The organism is Saonia sp. (genome assembly GCF_056326165.1).
This window is the reverse complement of the sequence record NZ_JBWFBN010000010.1, coordinates 26179-48098: the sequence shown is the minus strand read 5'-3', so window position 1 is coordinate 48098 and position 21920 is coordinate 26179. Positions and strand designations below refer to the sequence as shown.

At 32.9% G+C, this 21920-nt stretch carries 20 protein-coding genes and 1 tRNA gene; 12 read left to right on the top strand and 9 right to left on the bottom strand.

The features are described 5' to 3' along the window. Positions 1–34 precede the first annotated feature (34 nt). The gene (locus tag AC000W_RS10220; RefSeq protein WP_474748040.1) at positions 35–505 is read right to left on the bottom strand and encodes a GlcG/HbpS family heme-binding protein; all 471 of its coding nucleotides are present in this window, start codon (positions 503–505) and stop codon (positions 35–37) included. A gap of 16 nt (positions 506–521) precedes the next feature. Then, complete coding sequence (locus AC000W_RS10215; protein ID WP_474748038.1) at positions 522–2708, bottom strand: glutamine synthetase III family protein; 2187 nt, start codon at positions 2706–2708, stop codon at positions 522–524. A 225-nt stretch (positions 2709–2933) separates the two neighbouring features. On the opposite strand from AC000W_RS10215, the gene AC000W_RS10210 reads away from it, so the two are divergent. Next, positions 2934–3956: a glutamine synthetase beta-grasp domain-containing protein gene (locus tag AC000W_RS10210; RefSeq protein WP_474748036.1), complete on the top strand. Its 1023-nt coding sequence runs from the start codon at positions 2934–2936 to the stop codon at positions 3954–3956. 64 nt (positions 3957–4020) lie between these two features. Here AC000W_RS10210 and AC000W_RS10205 read toward each other — a convergent pair whose 3' ends face one another. Beyond that, positions 4021–4959: a calcium/sodium antiporter gene (locus AC000W_RS10205; protein WP_474748034.1), complete on the bottom strand. Its 939-nt coding sequence runs from the start codon at positions 4957–4959 to the stop codon at positions 4021–4023. Between the two features lie 151 nt (positions 4960–5110). Here AC000W_RS10205 and AC000W_RS10200 point away from each other — a divergent pair, with 151 nt between their 5' ends. Both AC000W_RS10200 and AC000W_RS10195 read left to right on the top strand, forming a co-directional pair. Further along, positions 5111–5470 (top strand): BlaI/MecI/CopY family transcriptional regulator, encoded by a 360-nt coding sequence (locus AC000W_RS10200; protein WP_474748033.1) that lies wholly within the window; start codon positions 5111–5113, stop codon positions 5468–5470. A gap of 12 nt (positions 5471–5482) precedes the next feature. Then, positions 5483–7192, top strand: coding sequence for a M56 family metallopeptidase (locus AC000W_RS10195; RefSeq protein ID WP_474748031.1), 1710 nt, complete (start codon positions 5483–5485; stop codon positions 7190–7192). 679 nt (positions 7193–7871) lie between these two features. Here AC000W_RS10195 and AC000W_RS10190 read toward each other — a convergent pair. After that, positions 7872–8384, bottom strand: coding sequence for an adenine phosphoribosyltransferase (locus tag AC000W_RS10190; protein WP_474748027.1), 513 nt, complete (start codon positions 8382–8384; stop codon positions 7872–7874). A gap of 73 nt (positions 8385–8457) precedes the next feature. Here AC000W_RS10190 and AC000W_RS10185 point away from each other — a divergent pair. After that, a tRNA-Arg gene (locus AC000W_RS10185) sits at positions 8458–8531 on the top strand. 420 nt (positions 8532–8951) lie between these two features. Here the strand turns inward: AC000W_RS10185 and AC000W_RS10180 are convergent. Together AC000W_RS10180 and AC000W_RS10175 are read right to left on the bottom strand one after the other, a co-directional pair. Beyond that, positions 8952–9110 carry a hypothetical protein gene (locus AC000W_RS10180; protein WP_474748178.1) on the bottom strand — a complete coding sequence of 53 codons (159 nt, stop codon included), beginning with the start codon at positions 9108–9110 and terminating at the stop codon, positions 8952–8954. 68 nt (positions 9111–9178) lie between these two features. After that, positions 9179–10288, bottom strand: coding sequence for an adenylate/guanylate cyclase domain-containing protein (locus AC000W_RS10175; RefSeq protein WP_474748026.1), 1110 nt, complete (start codon positions 10286–10288; stop codon positions 9179–9181). A gap of 528 nt (positions 10289–10816) precedes the next feature. On the opposite strand from AC000W_RS10175, the gene AC000W_RS10170 reads away from it, so the two are divergent. From AC000W_RS10170 to AC000W_RS10135, 8 genes are all read left to right on the top strand, one after another. Then, on the top strand, positions 10817–11530 hold the full coding sequence (locus AC000W_RS10170) for a hypothetical protein (protein ID WP_474748024.1): 714 nt from the start codon (positions 10817–10819) through the stop codon (positions 11528–11530). Between the two features lie 242 nt (positions 11531–11772). Further along, entirely contained in the window at positions 11773–12858 is a 1086-nt protein-coding gene (locus tag AC000W_RS10165; RefSeq protein WP_476658677.1) for a helix-turn-helix domain-containing protein, read from the top strand. Between the two features lie 107 nt (positions 12859–12965). Next, positions 12966–13646, top strand: a complete 681-nt coding sequence (locus AC000W_RS10160; RefSeq protein ID WP_474748021.1) for an outer membrane beta-barrel protein — start codon at positions 12966–12968, stop codon at positions 13644–13646. Between the two features lie 20 nt (positions 13647–13666). Then, positions 13667–14617, top strand: a complete 951-nt coding sequence (locus tag AC000W_RS10155) for a gliding motility protein GldB-related protein (protein WP_474748019.1) — start codon at positions 13667–13669, stop codon at positions 14615–14617. 90 nt (positions 14618–14707) lie between these two features. Further along, positions 14708–15958, top strand: a complete 1251-nt coding sequence (locus AC000W_RS10150; protein ID WP_474748018.1) for a glycosyltransferase — start codon at positions 14708–14710, stop codon at positions 15956–15958. Positions 15959–15990: 32 nt separating this feature from the next. Beyond that, positions 15991–16326, top strand: a complete 336-nt coding sequence (locus tag AC000W_RS10145; protein WP_474748016.1) for a DUF3291 domain-containing protein — start codon at positions 15991–15993, stop codon at positions 16324–16326. 285 nt (positions 16327–16611) lie between these two features. Beyond that, a complete protein-coding gene (locus AC000W_RS10140) occupies positions 16612–17640 on the top strand; it encodes an alpha/beta hydrolase family protein (protein WP_474748015.1) in 1029 nt (342 codons plus the stop codon). After that, positions 17600–17836 (top strand): hypothetical protein, encoded by a 237-nt coding sequence (locus AC000W_RS10135; protein WP_474748013.1) that lies wholly within the window; start codon positions 17600–17602, stop codon positions 17834–17836. Before AC000W_RS10140 ends, AC000W_RS10135 begins: the two co-directional genes overlap by 41 nt. 265 nt (positions 17837–18101) lie before the next feature. Here AC000W_RS10135 and AC000W_RS10130 read toward each other — a convergent pair whose 3' ends face one another. The 3 genes from AC000W_RS10130 to AC000W_RS10120 all read right to left on the bottom strand — a co-directional run bounded on the left by AC000W_RS10130 (position 18102) and on the right by AC000W_RS10120 (position 21913). Further along, complete coding sequence (locus tag AC000W_RS10130; protein ID WP_474748012.1) at positions 18102–18287, bottom strand: YgaP family membrane protein; 186 nt, start codon at positions 18285–18287, stop codon at positions 18102–18104. 10 nt (positions 18288–18297) lie between these two features. Then, entirely contained in the window at positions 18298–18603 is a 306-nt protein-coding gene (locus AC000W_RS10125) for a hypothetical protein (RefSeq protein WP_474748010.1), read from the bottom strand. Between the two features lie 94 nt (positions 18604–18697). Beyond that, a complete protein-coding gene (locus AC000W_RS10120; RefSeq protein WP_474748009.1) occupies positions 18698–21913 on the bottom strand; it encodes an efflux RND transporter permease subunit in 3216 nt (1071 codons plus the stop codon). Positions 21914–21920: the final 7 nt, after the last annotated feature.

Sequence of the window (21920 nt, the reverse complement as noted above, 5' to 3'; positions counted from 1 at the left end):
GAGAGTTATAGACTATTTTAAAATCACTTTGATTTTAGTCTTCTGTTACTTCTTTATAAAGACCTACTGCATTTAATCCAGCTTCAGCACATTTTACATCTATAGCTGAAAGTGCTCCAGAAACTCCAATTCCTCCCAGCGGTTCTCCTTCCTTAGAAAAAATAGGGATTCCGCCTTCAGCTGTAGAAATATTAGGTGCTGTTTCTATGTTCCATTTTGAAGTTGCAGAAGTAGGATATAAATATGATGCGGCAGACAACCCTTTCCATCTGGCAATTTTGGAAACCCCAACTGAGGCTCCATCCATTCTTATAAAACTAATTAAATTTGCGTGTACATCATAAATTGCTATTGCTAGTTTTAAATTATTCTCGCGAGCATACTCAAGACTTCCCTCTTGTATTTTTAAAGCAGTTTCATAATTTAATGTAATCTGTGATTCTTGTCCTCTTAATTGAGCAGATAGCACTATAATAAGTAAAAAAAGGAATGCAGATTTTTTCATAATCATTAAGTTATTTCTATTTAATATATAAAAGTTCTCGATACTTGGTCAATGGCCATAATTGATTGTCCACCAATTTTTCCAATCTATCTGAGTGATTTCTAATCTCAGAGAAATAAGGACGAACATCATTACAATAAGCCAATGCTTTTTTATTGATATCCTTTAATACATTTGCTCTTTTTCTTGCCTCAGTCATATCATCCGTCTTCATTTTAATGGCTGCTATATGCTCACCTATACTTTCAATAATATTAAGTTGACCCTCTGCCAGTTTCTTGTATGCAGCACCGTATATTTCCTTTAATCCCTTTATATTTTCCATCAAGTTATTTTGGTATGCAATGGCCGCAGGGATTATATGATTGTACACCAATTCATTAAAGACCCTTCCCTCAATTTGAATATAAAAACTATATGCTTCCAATTCCACTTCTTGTCTTGCTTTGACCTCAACTTCACTCATCACTTTCATCGTACGGAACAAATCTAAACTTTCTGGTGAAGTAAGTACTTTTAAGGCCTCTGGTGTAGTCTTGTTATTGCTTAACTTTCTCCTTTTAGCTTCTTTTTCCCAATCATCACTATATCCATCACCATCAAAACGAATTCTTTTAGAAGTCTTAATGTATTCTCTTAATACATTAAAAATAGCTTCATCCTTTTTAAGGCTTTTCTTTTCTATCAATGCATCTGCCTCCTTTTTAAAAGCAATTAATTGCTTGGCAACTATGGTGTTTAACACCGTCATGGGTTTAGCGCAATTTGTTTTTGAGCCCACTCCGCGCATTTCAAATTTATTTCCTGTAAATGCAAATGGCGATGTTCTATTCCTATCCGTATTGTCCAACAAGATTTCAGGAATTTTGCCAACAACATTTAATTTAAGTTCGGTTTTCTCTTCTGGGGATAATTTTCCCTGAGAAACCCCTTCCAGCTCATCTAGCACCTGACTCAATTGAGTTCCTATAAATACTGATAAAATTGCTGGAGGTGCCTCATTGGCTCCTAATCTGTGATCATTACTGGCAGATGCTATGGAAGAACGCAATAATTCTTCATATGTATCTACGGCTTTAATTGTATTAATAAAAAAGGTGAGAAAACGTAAATTTTTCATGGGTGTGGAACCAGGGCTTAATAAGTTTACACCGGTATCTGTAGCCAACGACCAATTGTTATGCTTGCCAGAACCATTGACCCCTTCAAAAGGTTTTTCATGAAAAAGAACTTTAAAACTATGTTTATCGGCAACCTTGTCCATAACATCCATGAGCAATAAATTATGGTCCACTGCAAGGTTAGCCTCTTCAAAAACCGGAGCCAATTCAAACTGATTAGGAGCTACCTCATTATGTCTTGTTTTTACGGGAATGCCCAATTTGGTACATTCCTTTTCCAAATCGCTCATAAAACTTAAAACCCTGCTTGGAATAACGCCAAAATAGTGATCATCTAATTGCTGTCCTTTTGCTGCAGAATGACCAACTAGTGTTCTTCCTGTCAACATAATATCTGGGCGAGAATATGCAAAAGCCTTATCAATTAAAAAATATTCCTGTTCCCAACCAAGTGTTGCTGTAACTTTGGAAACATTTTTATCAAAGTACTTAGCGACAGCGGTAGCAGCTTCATCAACCGCGTTAAGAGCTCTTAATAATGGTGCTTTATTATCCAAAGCCTCACCTGTATAGGCCACAAAAACAGTAGGTATGCACAATGTTGTTCCATAAATAAATGCTGGCGAAGTAGGGTCCCATGCCGTATATCCCCTAGCCTCAAAAGTATTACGTATACCACCACTTGGAAAACTGGAAGCATCAGGTTCTTGCTGTACCAATTGTCCTCCTCCAAACATTTCCAACGCTTTACCATCTGGCAAAAGATCAAAGAAAGCATCATGCTTTTCCGCAGTTGAACCAGTTAAAGGTTGAAACCAATGTGTATAATGCGTGGCACCCATAGATATTGCCCAACCTTTCATTGCTTCAGCAATTTGATTTGCAATTTTTCTATCTATTTTAGATCCAGAAAAAATGGCATCTTTTACCTTATCATATGCTTCTTTGGTAAGACATTGAAGCATTTTATCTTCATTAAAAACATTCTTTCCAAAAAGTTCGGAACGTCTTCCTATTTCTTCTATTTCTATTCTTTTTCTATTATGGCTCTCACCTATAGCATCAAATCTTAGTTTGGGCATACGCTTATCTCATTTGAGTTCGGTCAAAATTAACAAATTAATAATATATCTCTTTAAAAATACTTTTTTGATAAAATACCCTAAAGTATTTAGGGGTGTATCAAAATAATTTAAAATGTTATGTATTTAACCCCCTATAAACTAGATTAGTAATGAAAAAAAATTATTTTTGTGTTTCACAGATTTAGAATAATATTTGAAAGATTAAATTAACTACCAAGAATTATGGCAAAAATTAAGTTAGAATACTTGTGGTTGGATGGATATTTCCCAACCCAAAATTTAAGAAGTAAAACAAAAGTTGAGGAGCATGAAAATTTCAAAGGAACACTTGAGGAACTTGGAAATTGGTCTTTTGACGGTTCTTCCACTAGACAAGCTGAAGGAGGTTCTTCCGATTGCCTGCTAGTTCCTGTAGCAATTTATCCTGATCCTGCACGTATAAATGGTTATTTAGTAATGACTGAAGTTATGAATGCAGATGGAACTCCACATGTTTCTAACGGAAGAGCTACTATTGATGATGATGATAATGATTTCTGGTTTGGTTTTGAGCAAGAGTATTTTATTATGGATACTAAAACACAATTGCCATTAGGATTCCCTATTGGAGGATATCCTGCACCTCAAGGAATGTACTATTGTTCTGTTGGTGGAAAAAATACTCATGGTAGAGATTTAGTTGAGGAGCATGCAAATTTATGTATTGATGCTGGGTTAAACTTTGAGGGCATCAACCAAGAAGTTGCTTCTGGACAATGGGAATTCCAATTGTTCGCTAAAGGTGCTAAAAAAGCTGGAGATGAAATATGGATAGCAAGATATTTATTAGACCGTTTAACAGAAAAATATGGTTACTATATTGATTATCATCCAAAACCATTAGGAAAAGACATGGATTGGAATGGTTCTGGTATGCATGCCAATTTCTCTAATACAACTTTAAGAACGTGCGGAGATAAAGAGGTTTATGCCAAAATTTGTGAAGCTTTCCGTCCTGTAGTAAAAGAACATATTGAAGTATATGGTGAGTTTAATGATCAACGTTTAACTGGACTACATGAAACTGCTGCTATTACAGATTTCTCTTGGGGAATTTCTGATAGAGGAGCATCTATTCGTATTCCAATTATCGCAGTAGAAAAAGGATGGAAAGGTTGGTTAGAAGATAGAAGACCTGCTTCTAATGGTGATCCTTACAAAATTGCAGGTAGAATTATTAAAACTGTTAAATCTGCAAAGATTTAAATTGATATAGTACAATTAATTGTTGAAACTAAACCGTTCTTGGAAATCTCCAAGAACGGTTTTTTTATTTAATGGTCATATATACAAAAGCTAGGTAAACCCCAAGCAATACCATACCATCTCTCCATCCCAATCTAAGTCCTTTAGGAACAAATACCAGTGGGAGAATTAGGAAAGAAACACCCAACATCCAAAAAATATCATTTGTCAACAATCCTTGGTCCATTACTTTTATAGGAGTAATGATAGAAGTGATTCCAAGCACAGCCAGGATATTAAAAATATTGGAACCTAATAAATTTCCAAGAGAAATAGCCTTTTCCTTTTTTATAACGGCAATTATAGAGGCTGCAAGTTCTGGAATGCTTGTGCCCACAGATACTATAGTTACTGCAATAATACGTTCACTTACCCCAAATGCCTCAGCCATACCCACAGCTCCGTTTATCAATAATTCCGAGCCTCCCCAAAGAGCCACACCGCCAAGACCCAAATACATCATAGTTTTCCATAAGGGCAATGGTACATCATCTTCTGGAAGTTCGTCCACAACGGCTGCTTTTTGAAAACGTAGTAGATACACCAAAAATGCGAAAAGAGACACAACCATAATTATACCTTCGTACTGTTGTATTTCTCCATCAAAATATATAAAACCAAAAAATAGTAGAGAAGCCACCATCATTACTGGCCAATCTGTGGTGTAAAAACTTTTGTTTACATCTATACTGCCCAAAATAACTGTAATTCCAAGTACTAATCCTAAATTGGCAATATTGGAACCCACTACATTTCCCAAAGCTAAATCTGGAAAACCATCCAATGCAGATTTAATGCTAACAATTAATTCTGGCGCAGAAGTGGCAAAGGATACCACTGTCATACCAATTACAATTTTAGGGATATTAAGCTTTAAAGACAGAGCAACAGCTGCTTTTAAAAGCCAATTACCCCCAGCAATTAATAAAACAAGCCCTAAAACTATAAACAAGACATCCTGCATAAAACAAAGTTTGGACAAATATAAATGAAGATTTGCTTAGAAAGTAAATTGAAGCAATCATTATAATCACTAACAAAATAGTTAAATAACTATTAAAATAGTTGTTCTACTATAAAAATAGTTATATGTTTGACCCAAAGTAAAAATTGGCATGCAAAAGCTCACAAACAAAGAGGAAGAGGTAATGAAAATTTTATGGAGGCTTAAAAAAGCTTTTGTAAAAGAAATTTTATCTGAAATAAAAGAGGAAAAACCTCACTACAATACCCTATCTACTATTGTAAGAAATCTTGAGGACAAAAAATATGTGAGCCACGAGGCATTTGGAAATACACACAGGTATTTTCCCGTTGTCTCCAAGGAGGCTTATAGAAAAAAATACATTAATTCCACCATTTCTGATTATTATGATGATTCATATAAAAGTTTAGTATCCTTTTTTGCCAATGAGGAAAAAATTTCTGTAAAAGAATTAAAAGAGATAATTGACTTAATTGAGAAAAAGAAATAAATAGAAACTGTTATGGAATACCTATTAAAAGCATCTGGAGTATTATTGATTTTCTATATCCTTTATCAATTACTATTAAAAAAAGAAACATTTTTTTCCGCCAACAGACATTTTTTGTTAGCTGGGATTTTATCCTCTTTAATTTTTCCATTTGTATATGTAACCAAATATATAGATGCTACAGAAACGGCTACATTATCCAATATGGATTTAGTGCCTTTAAATAATCTTGTAATTGGCTCAATTCCTGTTGAAAGGGGAATTGATTGGTCCCAAATACTACTTGTAATCTATATTACAGGAATTGGATTATTAACACTTAGGTTCGTTATTCAATTATTGTCATTAAGAAAATTAATAACTCAAAATAAACTGAGAAGAGAAGGTGGTTATATTTATGTAGAAACTACAAGAAAAATCACTCCTTTTTCATTCTTTAGTTATATAGTATATAACCCAGACTTGTATAGCGCATCTGAACTAGATGCTATTATTCAGCATGAGAAAGTACATAGTTCCCAGTGGCATTCTATAGATATTCTAGTGGCACATATTACCACTATCCTATTTTGGGTAAACCCCATAGTATGGTTCTACAAAAAGAGCATTCAACAAAACTTGGAGTTCTTGGCAGATGCCCATGCAACCCAAAATATGCCTTCTACAAAAACATATCAATACGCCCTTGTAAAAGTATCTGGGAATCAATTTTGCACATCAATCACAAACAATTTTTATAATTCATTAATTAAAAAACGAATAGTCATGTTACACAAATCAAAATCAAACAACAAAAATTTATGGAAATACACTTTAATAGTACCAATGCTGGTAGCTTTTGTATTTGCATTTAACACTAAGGTAGTAGCACAAAGTGAGGATAAAATTGTAGAGTATGTTGAAAAAACGGAGCTTATAATTACAAAAGATACTTCTGACGAAAAATTAGAAGGAATGAAAAAGGACTTGGCAGAAAATGGCATTGACTTCTCCTATACAGTTGTCCATAATGATTCAAAAGAAATAATTGGAATTTCTATCCAAATAAGTTCTAAAAGCAACAATGGTTCTTTTAATACAGATGGGGAGGCACCTATTAAACCTATAAAAATTATTGTTGATAACGATCAGATATCCATTGGCAATGCCGATTCTACATTTGGCGGCAAGAATTTCCACTTCAACATTCATGAAGATGTAGATGTACATGAAGATGGAGAACATGAAATCATCGTAAAAAGACATGGAAACAAAAAAGATGATAATATGGTTTGGGTACATTCATCGGACAGCGAACATAAAACTATAGAAATAGAAGAAATTAATGGAAAAGAAGTCATAAAAGTCAACGGAAAAGTAGTGAGCAAGGAAGACTATGAAAAAATGAAGGACAATGACAAGATGCATTCCAAGCACGTAAAAGTTAAAAAGATGAAAGGCAAAAAAGGTAAAAATGTTTTTATCATAAAGGATTCAGATGATGACAGAGACATAGAAATCATAAGTAATGATGGTAATGGTCTATTCTTTATAGATCATGATGGGGACGGTGACCCACTTTATATTATTGATGGAAAAGAAGCAAGTAAAAAAGAATTTAAAAAGCTTTCAAAAAAAGATATAGCGACCATAGATGTTAGTAAAGGAGATGCTGCACACAAAAAATACGGAAAAAAAGCAAAAAATGGCGTAGTAGAAATTAAAACTAAAAAGAATAAATAACTACAAACTAACTTAATTTGAATTAGCAACCGACCCAAAAATTGGGTCGGTTTTTTTGTGTCATAATTAATGAAAATGTCAAAAAAGCATATTTTGACAATGAAATCTCCCTAGATTTTTAAAAAGGAGTCAAAAAACCCTCTACATTAGTTACAATATACATCATTTAAGTAATAATATAATTAAATTTGAAACTTTATTGCAGGAACACTATTTCATATTGAAATGTAAATCATTTATTTTATTTCAAATTTATATTCAAATACAATAAATCGCATGCAAATATTTGCAAGTGTGCTGGTTAACTATATATATTGAATGGATAATTCATTATTTAATATTAATTATTAACCTAAAAACAAACCTGATATGATTACACTTGCCAAATTTTTGTTGTTCATACTGTTCTCCCTTATTACAATTTTTCTTTAAGCCGGTATATATATAGGCCTATATAAAATTAAGAAGGCAATTCATAACAAGCCTTCTTTTTCCACTTAAGTACTTATCTTTACAACAAACAAATCTCGTTGAAAAAAGTATTCTTTAAATTTTTAGCAAAAGTTAATAAAACTCTTCTTCCCCGTTTATCTAAAAAAAGAGTTGATCTAGCCAAAGCATCTAAATTGCAAATGGCCCTAATTGGTTGGCGTTATTATGTTACCACCAATGCATTGGACTAGTAATGCAGTAGAGAGTTTACACTATACTCTTTTAGTTTTTCTTTTCCGTTAAGAAAGTCCAATTCTATTAAAAAATTACATTGTACAATTTCCCCTCCTAATTTTTCTACAAGCTTACATACAGCTTCTGCAGTGCCACCTGTCGCCAAAACATCATCATGTATCACCACCTTCTCCCCTTTTAAAATACCATCGGCATGCATTTCTAACATATCTTCACCATATTCCAAAGAATAGGTCTCAGCTATTTTATTAAAAGGTAGTTTACCAGCTTTACGTACAGGCACAAAACCCGCATTTAACTTGGTTGCCAACCATGGGGCAAAGAAAAAACCTCTACTTTCCATTCCCACTACTTTATTTACCTCTTGATCACCAATTAATTTTAAAAGTTCCTCAGCCGCAGAAATTAAAGCAAAATTACTTTGCAGTAAAGGGGTTATATCCTTAAAAACAATTCCTTTCTTTGGAAAATCTTCAACATCTCGTATGTACTTCTTAAAATCCATTTCTTTTAAGGGTAAGGGTTTTGCAGTAAATTTAAAAAGAAATATATTTGCAGCCCTATTAAAGGGAAATAAAGGCCTCGTGGCGCAACTGAATAGCGCATCTGATTACGGCTCAGAAGGTTACAGGTTTGAATCCTGTCGAGGTCACTTTTTAAATAATTGATTATCAAAGAGTTAGTGGTTTTAAAATTACTAACTCTTTTTTTTTACTGGTGATTTTCAATCAAATTCTTGTTGTGCCATAATACTGAAATTGTAATTTTTCATCTTTAACCTATACTGCTCTAAATACGAACTCTTAAATTACCTGCCAAGATTTTATTCATTTGATATAATGTAAAAAAAGAGTAAGCGAACTTGCTTGAGCAAAGCGGAAAGGAGCCTGGTTTTATGCCGTTTTTCAAATCTGAATGTTGTTGTTTTGCTGTCAAAAAAATAGTGACGGCGATGGCTCTGAAAATGAATTAAAAAACTATGTGAAATTTAAAATAGAAGGAAATGGGACTAATGCATAATGTAAGATTGCATTTCAACTAAAATAGGCTTAAAAGAACTTGAAATACAGTTTTATGGTTTTGGTGTATACCTCAAATAATCTGTAAATTTTTTATACCCTTTTGGAAATGCCTCGTCTAATTTTTTTCCTTGAAGATCTGGTGAAATAATTACATCATCATTTTGTTTCCAATTAGCTGGAGTCACAATAGAATGTTTTCCTCTTTTAATATGAGAATATCAAGAATCTTATGGATTTATCTCTTTTACAAAAAATAAATTAAGTTATAACAATACCATCAATTTTCCATTTTACTTTCAAACACGCAATTATATAGATTTGTTTCCTCTGACTTACCTCTTAGTGTTAACTTGCCAATATTAGAATATTTGAATTTACTTATGGGAGATAATTCTTGTACCAGATCTTCTGAAAGAAGTATTTTAGATTTATAGGAATTACAAAGGCTTTGGATTCTTGCTGCTGTATTGAGTACATCTCCGGAATATACAATATCGCGTTTAATTACCCCTATTTCCCCACTAGTTACTTCACCCAAATGATAACCTGCTTTGAATTCAGGTATAACACCAAATCTATTTAAATAGTATTTTTTTCTTTCATCAATTATATTACTAATTTTTTGAAAACATTCAATACAATTGTCATTTTCTATTCCTTTTTTAAAAGGCCATGTAATTACTATTTCATCACCAACATATTGATAAACCTCGCCTGATGTTTCAAGAATTGCATTAGTCATTCCAGCATAATAAGACTTAATAAAACTGAAGTATTTTTCATGTCCTATCTGTTCAGCGATAGTTGTAGAAGACTTTATGTCAAGAAACATAAAAATTCTTTTTTCCAAATTTGGTTTATTATACTTGCCAATAAAAAAATTATACAACAAATCAATTCCTAAATATTCTCCTAATTCAGAAATTATGAGGGCCAATAGTAATACCAAACCCGAGTAAACTACAACACTCCAAAATGCAAAAGAATTCATAAATCTAATCAAGTCATTTAATACATCCTTACTCAGAGTACTATCATAAAAACCAACTGTTCTATTAATTATGGTAACCGTTATAAGAAAAAGGATGATTAGTAGAATGTAGATAATACCTTTGCCAAGAATCTTAAACCAAAGTGCTTTTTTTTCGAACACATTTTTAAGAAACATTATCTCTATTGCTCCCTGAACAGTACCCATTATTAATGATCCAAATGATATATACACTAAGGAATTTTTAAAACTATATTGATTCCCAGTAGATATATAAACAGTTGAACGACCTAGTAAACCAGCTTCCAACAAAACATAGGCAAACCCAAATAACAGCCAAATAACCGCAAATGGAATTACCTGTTTACAATATCTTATATATTTAGCTGAAATCAATTGTCCAAAAAGGTTTGAAATTAATCAAATATACTATTTATGCATATTGTAAAAGCCTTAAGTAGAGGGTAAAAGTATATCAATGAAGATACTATTCAGCATGCATAACGTTAAAAATATTGAAAGTCCTTATATCCAACCTCTTTGGACTGGAAGTTATGGCTTCAAGCCCTTAATCTAAAAATAATTTTTGGGAAACATTTCAATTAAAAAACATTAAAATATTTACATTTGTACTAGATGAAAGACTGGATTATAGTATTGAGTATTAATACTAGTTCACAAATGGTCAACACGAAACATAGTATTTAGCATAACTCCAGTAAATAAAGGGATTAAAACGCAAGGTTTGAATCCTGTCGAGGTCACAAATAAGCAAAAAAGCCCACACATTTTGTGTGGGCTTTTTTGTTTTACCTAACCGATAAGGCCATCTCACTCATTTAAACAACACACACACCTTTTCTATGTTTTAATTATCATTTGTTATAAATAGTTTTAAAAGAGACAACCTAAAGATTTGAAAAAATGAAAAAAACAGTAATGATTATCGTCATATTGATTGGCTTCATTTCTTGCAAATCAACTACACAAATGCATTACAACGTATCTAGCAGGAATTTTGAATATATCCCAATAGATCCTATTGAATATGGTTATGACATTCCTGTTATAGAAAATGGTGCTAAAAAGTATAAGGATATGTTTTTAGCAACCAAAGAGGAAAAATTAAATTTTTTAGTGAACGAGAATGTTCTTGTAAGCATACTAGAACTTACAAAAAATGGCGAAATAAATTTGGGGCCATCGGCAGTTTCAATAAAGAACGGTCAATATAGAATTGTAATGGATTATTCTAAACACAAAACAGTAAATAATGATAACTTAGGTTCTGCAAGAATTGGTGTTGGACTTAGATTAATAGCTAAAATAAAGTCTAACAAAAGTAATGTTGCTTTTGGAGACTTATTTGCCCTTGGTATTGCTGCTGACTCCAACCATGTTCAAGGGACTCTGGCTATTGAGGTCATTGGAATAAAATCTAAAGATGTAACTAATATAATTCCATTTCCAAGTGAAATAAACCCAACAACTATACAACATGCCATGCAAGCCATGGCGACCATTAAATCCAAAATTTATGATGATACCACTCAAATATTTCCACAGATAATAGCTATAAAACAAAACAATAGCGCAACAAATTCATATAGAGAGTTGGTTAGTGGGTTAAATCACTAAAAAAATAACCTATATATAAATTCAAATGATGCTTTATAGTACTTTAAGGTGAATAGGTTTTTTAATATCTTTAATAGATGAAAATCTTCATCAATGGTGTTGTCTAAGAATTTAAACTTGATTAAAAACAAGAAGCTGGCAATACCAAATATAGACAATAACAATTTATGTTAATAGTAAACATAGCAGGCCTAAGTATTCTCACTATATTTCTTCTGTTCATTTTTCAAAAGCAGAATAAAATGACCAGTGATTATATGCTTATTATTACGATTGTACTTATAGCAGGTATTTTTGTAGGCGACCTTTGGATAAGACAAGGACTTAATAGTTTTAATTTTGTTTTAGAAAAGATAACCAGTTTTTATGTTCTCCCTTCCTTTCTAACATATTCAATGTTACTCATTAGTGATGACAATAAACTAAAAAAGAAATGGTGGTGGTTTGTTTCTTTCGCAGTAGCTTTTTCAATTTTTATTTTTATTGATTTTATGTTTTTAATCGACTACGATGTAGAGCTGTTAACAATTCAACATAGAACACCTTCTGCTGCATATCAGTTTTTTTATAGAGGAGGGAATGTTTTTGTTTTTATTTCTCTTCTTTGGTTTTTAAAGCAATTAAAACAGTATCAACAAAAAATTAAAAATGATTATTCTTTTATTGAGACTATTCGGTTAACATGGCTTGAAAATTTTACATGGACCTATTTTATAAATAACTTGCTTATTCTGTTAATATCGTTGGCATTTAGTTTTTTGCATTGGGGAAGTTTGGAAACACTCTATTTCGTCGTTTTTGTTTCAATTGTATTATCACTGTTTTATTTATGTTATAATGGTATTAGACAATATTCCTTGGTAGAATTTAATAATTCCTTAGGCTTAAATAGCAAAGTTGAAATTAAAGTAAAAAAAACAACCTCAACTATACAAGACAAAAGTTCCAGTAAGTACAAATCTTCATCATTGTCAAATGAGGAAATGGAGTCTATTTTCAAACAGATTAAACAGCTTTTTGAAAAGGAGAAAGTTTACTTAGAGCCACAACTTAAGGTTCAAGATTTATCTAAAACTATTAATGTGACTACACATAACATTTCCCAAACAATTAATTCTAAAGCGCAACAATCATTTTATGATTATGTAAATGAATACAGGACGGAACATTTTAAAGTTCTTTTAGCAAAACCTGAAAATAGAAAGTTTACCATTCTTGCTCTAGGAATAGAAAGTGGTTTTAACTCCAAAGCAACCTTAAATCGTATATTCAAAAAGCAAGTTGGAGTTTCTCCTAAAGAATATCAAAAGGCTCACTTTATAGTCTGAGCTAATTCGTTTCCTTCAAAGTAGTCTCAAATCAGCGTTTGAAGCATTTCATTTTTTATTAGCACTCATTTTTGCATCAAAATTATTAATCAATAAACGATGTAATCATGAAACAAAATTCAATCAATCACGGACAGTCATTTTTCAACTTAATTTTTTTAGCATTACTCTTCTTTAGTATCTTTTTAACAAATGCTCAGGATAAAGAGAATAGTACAATTTCAAACACTTATTTTGATGGCCCATATGTAGGTCTCAATATAGGTTCGCAAAACATTTTTGGTGGAGCTCTTATTAATGATTTGGATGTTTTGGGTCAAAAATCAGGTTTAATTGTTGAATTCGCACTAGGATATCGAAAGCAAATAGCAAATGATAGATTGGTTCTTGGTGCGGAAATCCAATTCGGAATTACGGACGGCGACTTAGAACAGATAGATACCAGAAACCAAATGAAAATCGATTATGAAAATAATTCTCAATTCGGATATGGGTTTAATGTCGGAGCAGCATTGGGAAAAAATAAAAATATTCTATTAAGCTCGTACGCCTTCGTAACAAAGAGAGATTTTGATATCAAAATTGCAGAGACCAATGGGTCAACTTTCACCCAAAAAGATGGGCAACGATTTTTGAGATATGGGCTTAGGTTGGAATCTCCTATTTATAAGCGATTTTATATAAAAGCTTCTATTGGCCGTGTATATGTCAATTATGAAGATTTGGCCACGAATATAGATGTTGATGACAAATGGGATTTTGCGATAGGGGCTAACTATCAATTTTAATTAAAAATGAATTATTAACCATGAAAAATACTTTCATTATTCTCATTACGTTAGTTTGCTTTATTAGCTCCTCCTGTATAGATAAAGTGTCAAAATTGGAGTATCAAATAGTAACTGAAGATATTGATAATTTTTGGAAAGCTTATGATGCTTTGGCTACATCAAAAGATAGTATTGCTACATTCCAAGTACTGTTTTTAGATAAAGCAACTCCCGAATTCAAAAAATTCATAGAATTAAGAGGTTTTTTTTCTGAACAATATGTGTCAATGGCAAAAAATAATCCAAAATTTCTAAAATCAATAAGACCTAAACTCGAATCTATAAAAAACAGGAGAAAGGAAATTGATAAGGTTTATGAAGATATGACAGAACTATATGAACCTTTTAAGTCACCAGATATTTGCTTTGCTGTTAGCCCACTTATGACAGGAGGAACTACAGATAAAGGGTTAATGCTATTAGGGTCTGAAATTGCGATTGCAAGCCCTGTTACAATTGACTTGTCAGAAATACCCAATTTTTTAAAAAAAATATTAGAAACCAAAAAAGGCAACATCTTGCATTTGGTAGCTCATGAGATGGTGCACACGCAACAACCTTTAGGCGATAACACCAATGAATCCTTATTATCTCAAGCAATTATTGAAGGAGCTGCGTCTTTTATTTCTACAATTATTATGGGGGAACAGACCATGAGTTTGTCAATATTTAATTATGGAGAATCACATGAAAAAGAATTGTGGAAAGAGTTTTATCAAGATGTACAACAAAACAAAGGTTATAAAGATACGGATTGGTTTTACAATTACTTTTCTAATAGACCCCCAGACTTGGGATACTATATAGGATATAAGATTTGTGAATCATATTACAAAGAAAGCTCAGATAAAAAGTTGGCAATTAAAGAAATAATAGAAATGAAAGACGCCGAAGCTTTTCTAGAGAAAAGTAAATATCACTTGAACTAAAGAGGTGAAAATAATAAAAATCTAATAACAAACTATAAGATTGGGTAAAACGCAGCGACAAATTTATCCATTTGTTTAAAAAATAGTAGCATGAAAATACTTCTCATTTCGATTGGAACTCGCGGAGATATAGAACCATTTTTGGCAATTGCAGAAATGCTTCAAAAAAAAGGGCATGAAACCTTTTGTTGTTTTCCCGAACAGTTCCGAGCGCTTACTATCGAAGCCAAACAAGACTTCATCGGCTTAAGCGCTAAGTTTCTTGAATTATTGGATAGTAAAGAGGGTAAAATAGTAATGGGAGGTAAAGCGTCCTTTTTTGAAAAAGTAAATGCCTACTACCGACTGTACAAAGAATCATCAGTGATTAACAAACTACTTGTAAAGCAGCAAGCAGCTATCATCAAAAAAGTTCAACCAGATAGAGTCGTTTTCCACATTAAAGCTATTCTTCCCTTATTCTGGGGTGTTGAAAATCCAGAAAAGGCAATCTTGGTAAGCCCGATTCCTTATTTAATCCATGACACGAAGAATCATGGTCATATTGGTTTTAACAAGAACTATGGGGCACTAATAAATAAACTAACCTATACTCTTACAAATTTTGGACTTCTCAAGAATGTACGAGCGGCAATAAAAGAACTTAGTGCCTTTAAAAAAATTACTTCAAAACAATTGAAGGAAACACTGTTAACATCTAAAATAGTGTTTACGGTTTCCCCATCACTCTTTTCCAGACCCGTACATTGGCCACAAAACGTACAGGTTTTAGGGTATCATGAAAGAAATAAGATAAATTCATGGAATGCCGATGAAATGTTAAAAGCATTTATTGCGCAACATGACAAAATCCTATTCGTAACCTTTGGTAGCATGACAAATGAAAACCCAGAGGAAAAGACAGCAATTATTTTGGATATAGTGCAAGACTATAACATTCCTACCATAATAAACACGTCCTCTGGTGGCCTATTAAACCCTAAAATATATAATCGAGACCTAGTCCATTTTGTGCATGATATACCTTATGATTGGATATTTCAAAAAATTCATGCCACGATACACCATGGTGGTTCTGGGACTACACATACAGCTTTGAAGTATGCTTGTTCGACCTTAATTATCCCGCATATTATGGATCAGTTTATGTGGAATAAATTGATTCATAATCTCGGTGTTGGGCCTAAAGGAATAGCAGTGAAAAAAATGAGCAGAAAGAATTTAGAACCTAAGCTATTGGATTTGTTCCAAAATAATGTTTATAAGGAGAGGGCCAAACAGGTTTCCGAGCAAATTAAAAATGAAAAATTTGATGAAAAGTTGTGCCAATTTATTCTATAGAAACTAAATATAATTAATAAACTCAATAAGATATGTTCGTTACCATAACCTGTATAGAACTCAAAACTCCGTTAAAATTTTTCAAATTGTCCCTTTTTGCACTGCAGGTGTCTAACCAAATGAAGGCGTCAAACTCCATAGAATTCAAGAAAAAAGGTTTTTGGACAAAGCATTACACCATGACCCTTTGGAGAAATAAAGAAGATATGAGGGCATTTGCCCATAACGGAGCCCATCTTGATGCGATAAAGAACTCTAAATCAATAGCAAAAGAAATCATAACGTTGACGATTGAAGCGGAACAACTTCCGAATTGGAAAGAAGCTCAAGTTTTGTTAAATAGTAAAGGTAAGAAGCACATCTATTAAATATTTATCAATTTAAAAAAATAAATAATGAAGTATTTTAAAATTTTAATAATGTTATTATTTACTATAACATTAAGTGCTCAATCATTTTCAGGCACCATTGATTATGGAGTATCATCTTTTAGTTTCAAGATTAAACTGACTAAAACAGATAATCATAGTAATGCCTTTTTTTCTAGCATCGAGATGAACGCTTATGAAATCCCATGTCAAAATACAATCTTCAAAAAAGACTCTCTTGCGTTCTATGTGGTTAGTGATTATTATACTTACGAATACATATATATGAAGCGTAATAAAAAATTTAAAGGCCACCTAAAGGTTTACGCCAATAAAAATGAGCAATTATTGAACACATTTGAATCAGATTTGGTTGAGGAAAAGACAACTGATATAAAAATGATTGAAAAACAAGAGGTTAGTTTTATTTCCAATGGGTTACAGTTTTACGGAACATTATGGAATCCCTTAAGTTCAATTCAAAAGGGTTTGTTTTTCGTTACATCCTCTCAAGGAAATGACCGAAGTGGTTCCAATGCCGAAGCTTCATATTTTGCAAATATTGGGTATACCATTTTTAATTATGATAAACGAGGAACTGGAAAATCTGAAGGCAATTGGCAATCAGCAACCATAGAAGAACTATGTTCAGATGATATTAATGCCATTCATTTTTTTGTGAAAACCACTGGTCTTTCACTATCTAAAATTGGAATAAAAGGCAGTAGTCAAGGAGGCATCAAAATACCCTATATTTTGGCAAAAATACCTGAGCTCAAATTTGGAATTTCAGTCAGTTGCCCTAGCGGAACACTCTTGGAGAGTGATTTAAATAGTTGGAGAAATTTAAACATAGGGCATATTGGTCAAGAAAATATAACTATTGCTACAAAAGTTCAAAAAGCGGGATATAACTATTTGGCAAATAATTTGAGCTATAAAAAATTAAACTCTATTACAAATAAACATAACAATCAAGATTGGCTTAAATACATCTGGATTCCAAATGAACATATTCAAAAAGATGATAAGCTAAACTTTAGTGGACTCCCTTATTTTAAAAAAAATAACCAGCCAATATTGATAATTCAAGGGCTATCAGATAATGTAATTCCCAAAAACAGCTACCATATTATTGAAAAAGCTATTAAAAAATCGAAGACCAAAAAGTATGAAATTTTGACTTTGGAAAATACGACGCATTCAATGACTAATTTGGATAAAGAGTTCCCCTATTTTCAAATGCTATCACCAAAATATTTAGTCTCAATAGTTGAATGGATTAATAACCAAAATAAAGTCAAACAAAAGTAATGTTGCTTTTGGAGACTTATTTGCCCTTGGTATTGCTGCTGACTCCAACCATGTTCAAGGGACTCTGGCTATTGAGGTCATTGGAATAAAATCTAAAGATGTAACTAATATAATTCCATTTCCAAGTGAAATAAACCCAACAACTATACAACATGCCATGCAAGCCATGGCGACCATTAAATCCAAAAATTTATGATGATACCACTCAAATATTTCCACAGATAATAGCTATAAAACCTAATAAAACCAACCATTATACACAAGTTGACTTAATTGAAAGCTTAAGTGTGAAAAAATAATTGTAATACCCGGTACCAAGCTGAAATATTTTATATAGAAAAGCCCAACCCATAAAAGAGTCAGGCTTTTTCATCAACCAACATAACCAACCACTTTTCTCATCATAAGGTTCTATAACAACCAAAAAATCACAAAACCAAGATTTCCCTATGACAAAAAAATTAATCTTTCACCCCAAATTTTTTGAGTATATCTTCCATTAGACACCATTTTGTGAAAGAGGATTGCAATAAATTTGCGCCAACAAAAGCAGTAAACCACAACCAGTTCATATTTACTTTTATAGCAAGTACTACACTTATCAATATAAATGTTCCTGCGACTGCTCTTACGATTCTATTTTTCATATTATTAGTTTTAAATGTGTTTTTCAATGGGAACAACAACCGCCTTTATAGGATTGTTCGTTTCCATGTTACTGTTAAACTTTTCTATTAAGCCAAATAAGGCATCTATTTTTTCTTCTGATGTAAAAGAAAAATACATGTTAGATTCAGTACCGTTTTGCTCACTAGGAAACCAACTTGATTTTCTTAATAAAGACGGAGCGTTTTTATAGCCGTCTATATCTGAGCCACTAAAGTTTTCAATACCTGCCTTTTTAAATAATTGTAGAATTTCTTTATGAAATTGTTCTACAACAGTTACAATTAATAGTTTCATTTGAATTTAATTTTAACGTCAATTCGAGCGTAATCAAGAATATATTGTAATTATACCACACCTAATAGGTCTCGACTGCGCTCGACCAGACAAATTATTCATAATTTTTGCGTTCAATCATATAATAAACCAATGGCACAACCAATAATGTCAGTACTGTAGAAACAATGGTCCCTCCCATTAATGAAATGGCTAAACCTTGAAAAATAGGGTCAAACAGAATTACAAATGCTCCTATAACAACGGTTCCTGCAGTAAGTAAAATTGGAGTTGTACGTACTGCGCCGGCCTCAATAGCCGCTTGTTTTAACGGAATACCTTCTGCCAACCGTAGGTTGATAAAATCAATCAGCAGTACAGAGTTCCGAACCATAATTCCCGCTAAGGCAATCATACCAATAAAGGAGGTTGCAGTAAAAAAGGCTCCCATAATCCAATGACCAAGCACAATACCTATTAATGATAAAGGTATAGCGACCATCATTACAATTGGTGCTTTAAAGTTTTGAAACCACCCCACAATTAAAAGATAAATAATGATGATGGCTCCCATAAAGGCAATACCCAAATCTCTAAATACCTCTAAGGTTATTTGCCATTCACCATCCCATTTTACGGTATAATCATCTTCGTATTTGGGTTGCTCTAAGTAGAGTTCGTCTAGTTTGTATCCTTCAGGCAATTTTACATTTTTCAATTTGTCTTCCATCCCCAAAATAGCGTATACAGGACTTTCTAATTCGCCTGCCATATCTGCCATTACATAAACCACTCGTTTTTGGTTCTTTCTATAAATACTCTTGGCTTTTGTTGTAGGGTTTATTGCTACTAAATCACCAACGGTAATCATTTGACCTTGTTCCGACTTTACTTTCAATTGTGAAATATCACTTAGGGTCGATTTCTCTTTTTCATCCAAAGCCAATAGTAATCCCACTTGATTAGAAGCATGTTCATCATACAAAGTTGTAATGGCCCTGTTAGATAATGCCATATTCATGGTATATGCAATTTGTTGTGGCGCAACACCATACAACATCGCTTTTTCCTTGTCGATAATGAATTCATATTCCACTTGGTCTGCTTCTACCATCCAATCTATATCTACAACATCATCGGTGTTTTTAAGAATGTTTTGTACTTGATTGGCAACATCAATCTGAGTATCATAATCGGGTCCATAAATTTCTGCTACAATAGTTGATAGAACTGGAGGGCCTGGCGGTACTTCAACCATTTTTACGTTGGCATTGTATTTACCTGCTATTTTCTGAATTTCTGGGCGTAGCAATCTGGCAATATCATGACTTTGCGCCGTACGCTCTTCTTTGTCAATTAAATTCACTTGAATATCAGCCATATTACTCCCACCACGTAAATCGTAATGACGTACTAGGCCATTAAATGTAATTGGTGCAGAAGTACCAACATAGCTTTGATAGGTTACTACTTCTGGCCGCGTAGATAAATACTGTGCAATTTCTTGTGAAACAACTGCTGTACGCTCTAAGGTTGTGCCTTCAGGCATATCAATGACTACCTGAAATTCATTTTTATTATCAAAAGGAAGCATTTTTACAGCAACTGATTTTGTGAAAAACATTGCTACGGAGCCCATTAGCAATAAAAAAGTGATTCCTAAAAACAGCCATCTTTTGGTTTTATTTTCAATTAAAGGACGTTCAAACTTATTGTACATTTTGTAGATGAACGTTTCTTCCATAGGTTTTTCAACCTTTTCTACAGCTCCTTTCCCGTCTACGTAACGGGCAGGTTTATCCTTCTCACGAAGAAAAATATACCCTAAATATGGTGTAATTGTTAATGCTACAAACAAGGATAAAATCATGGCAATAGAAGCACCTATTGGCATCGGACTCATATAAGGGCCCATTAACCCAGAAACAAATGCCATGGGTAATACAGATGCAATTACGGTAAAGGTTGCTAAAATTGTAGGATTCCCCACTTCATTTATAGCATACAAAGCTGCTTGTTTAAAGGGCAACCGTTTCATCTTAAAATGCCGGTGCATATTTTCGGCAATAATAATGGAGTCATCTACCACAATACCCGTTACAAATACCAATGCAAAAAGTGTGATTCTGTTTAGCGTATAATCGAGCATATAATAACTCAAAAGCGTTAATGCAAAGGTGATGGGAACGGATAAAAATACAACCAATCCACCACGCCAACCCATGGCCAACATTACTACGAAAGTTACGGCAATAATAGAACCGATAAGGTGCAATAGTAGTTCTGATACTTTATTAGATGCTGTTTCACCATAATTTCTGGTGACTTCTACATGTACATCATCTGGTATCAAATCACGGCGTAAATGATTTACCTTATCTAAAACTACATCTGCGATTTTCATGGCATCTGCCCCTTTTCGCTTGGCGATGGAAATAGTTACCGCAGGATATTCTGATTTATAATCCGATGCTTTTACACTCGCTTGTCCAAATCCTAAACTCACATAATTCGTTGGCACTTCTGGGCCATCAATAATTTGAGCTATTTGCTTTAAATAAATAGGTTGATTTTGTTGAACACCAACAACTAGGTTTTCTACATCTTCGGTAGATTCTAAAAACTTACCCGTTGTTACCAAAAACTCGGTATCAGATTTATTAAAGCTGCCAGCACTTAGTTGTGTGTTATTGGCTTTAATCATTTTAGAAACCGATAAAAAATCTAACCCACTTGCGGCAAGTTTATCTTTGTCTAGAACTACTCGTAATTGTCGGTTTCTACCTCCAATTTTATGCGTAGAAGCAACATCATTAACCTTTTCAATTTCATTGGTAAGCTCTTGCGCAATCTGTTTTAATTGATAATCATCATAATTTTCACTCCATAACGTTACCCCCAACATAGGTACATCATCAATGGCGCGTGTTTTTACCAGAGGAAACGTAACACCTTCTGGCATTTGGTCCATATGCTTGTTAATCTCATTATAAAGTTTTACAAACGAACGTTCAATATCTTCGCCTACATAAAACTGAACAATAACCATTCCCTGTTCTTTCATTGATGTTGAATACACATACTCAACACCTTTGATATTAGAGATTAATTTCTCCAATGGTTTTATAACTCTGGATTCTACTTCGGTAGGGCTTGCCCCTGGATATCCCACAAAAATATCTGCCATAGGAACATCTATCTGTGGTTCTTCCTCACGTGGAATTAAAAACGAACTATACACTCCAATAACCATAAAAACGACCATTAAAAGCACAGTAAGCTTGGAACCAATAAAAACTTTGGCAATTTTTCCTGCTAAACCTTCTTTCATCTTTCTA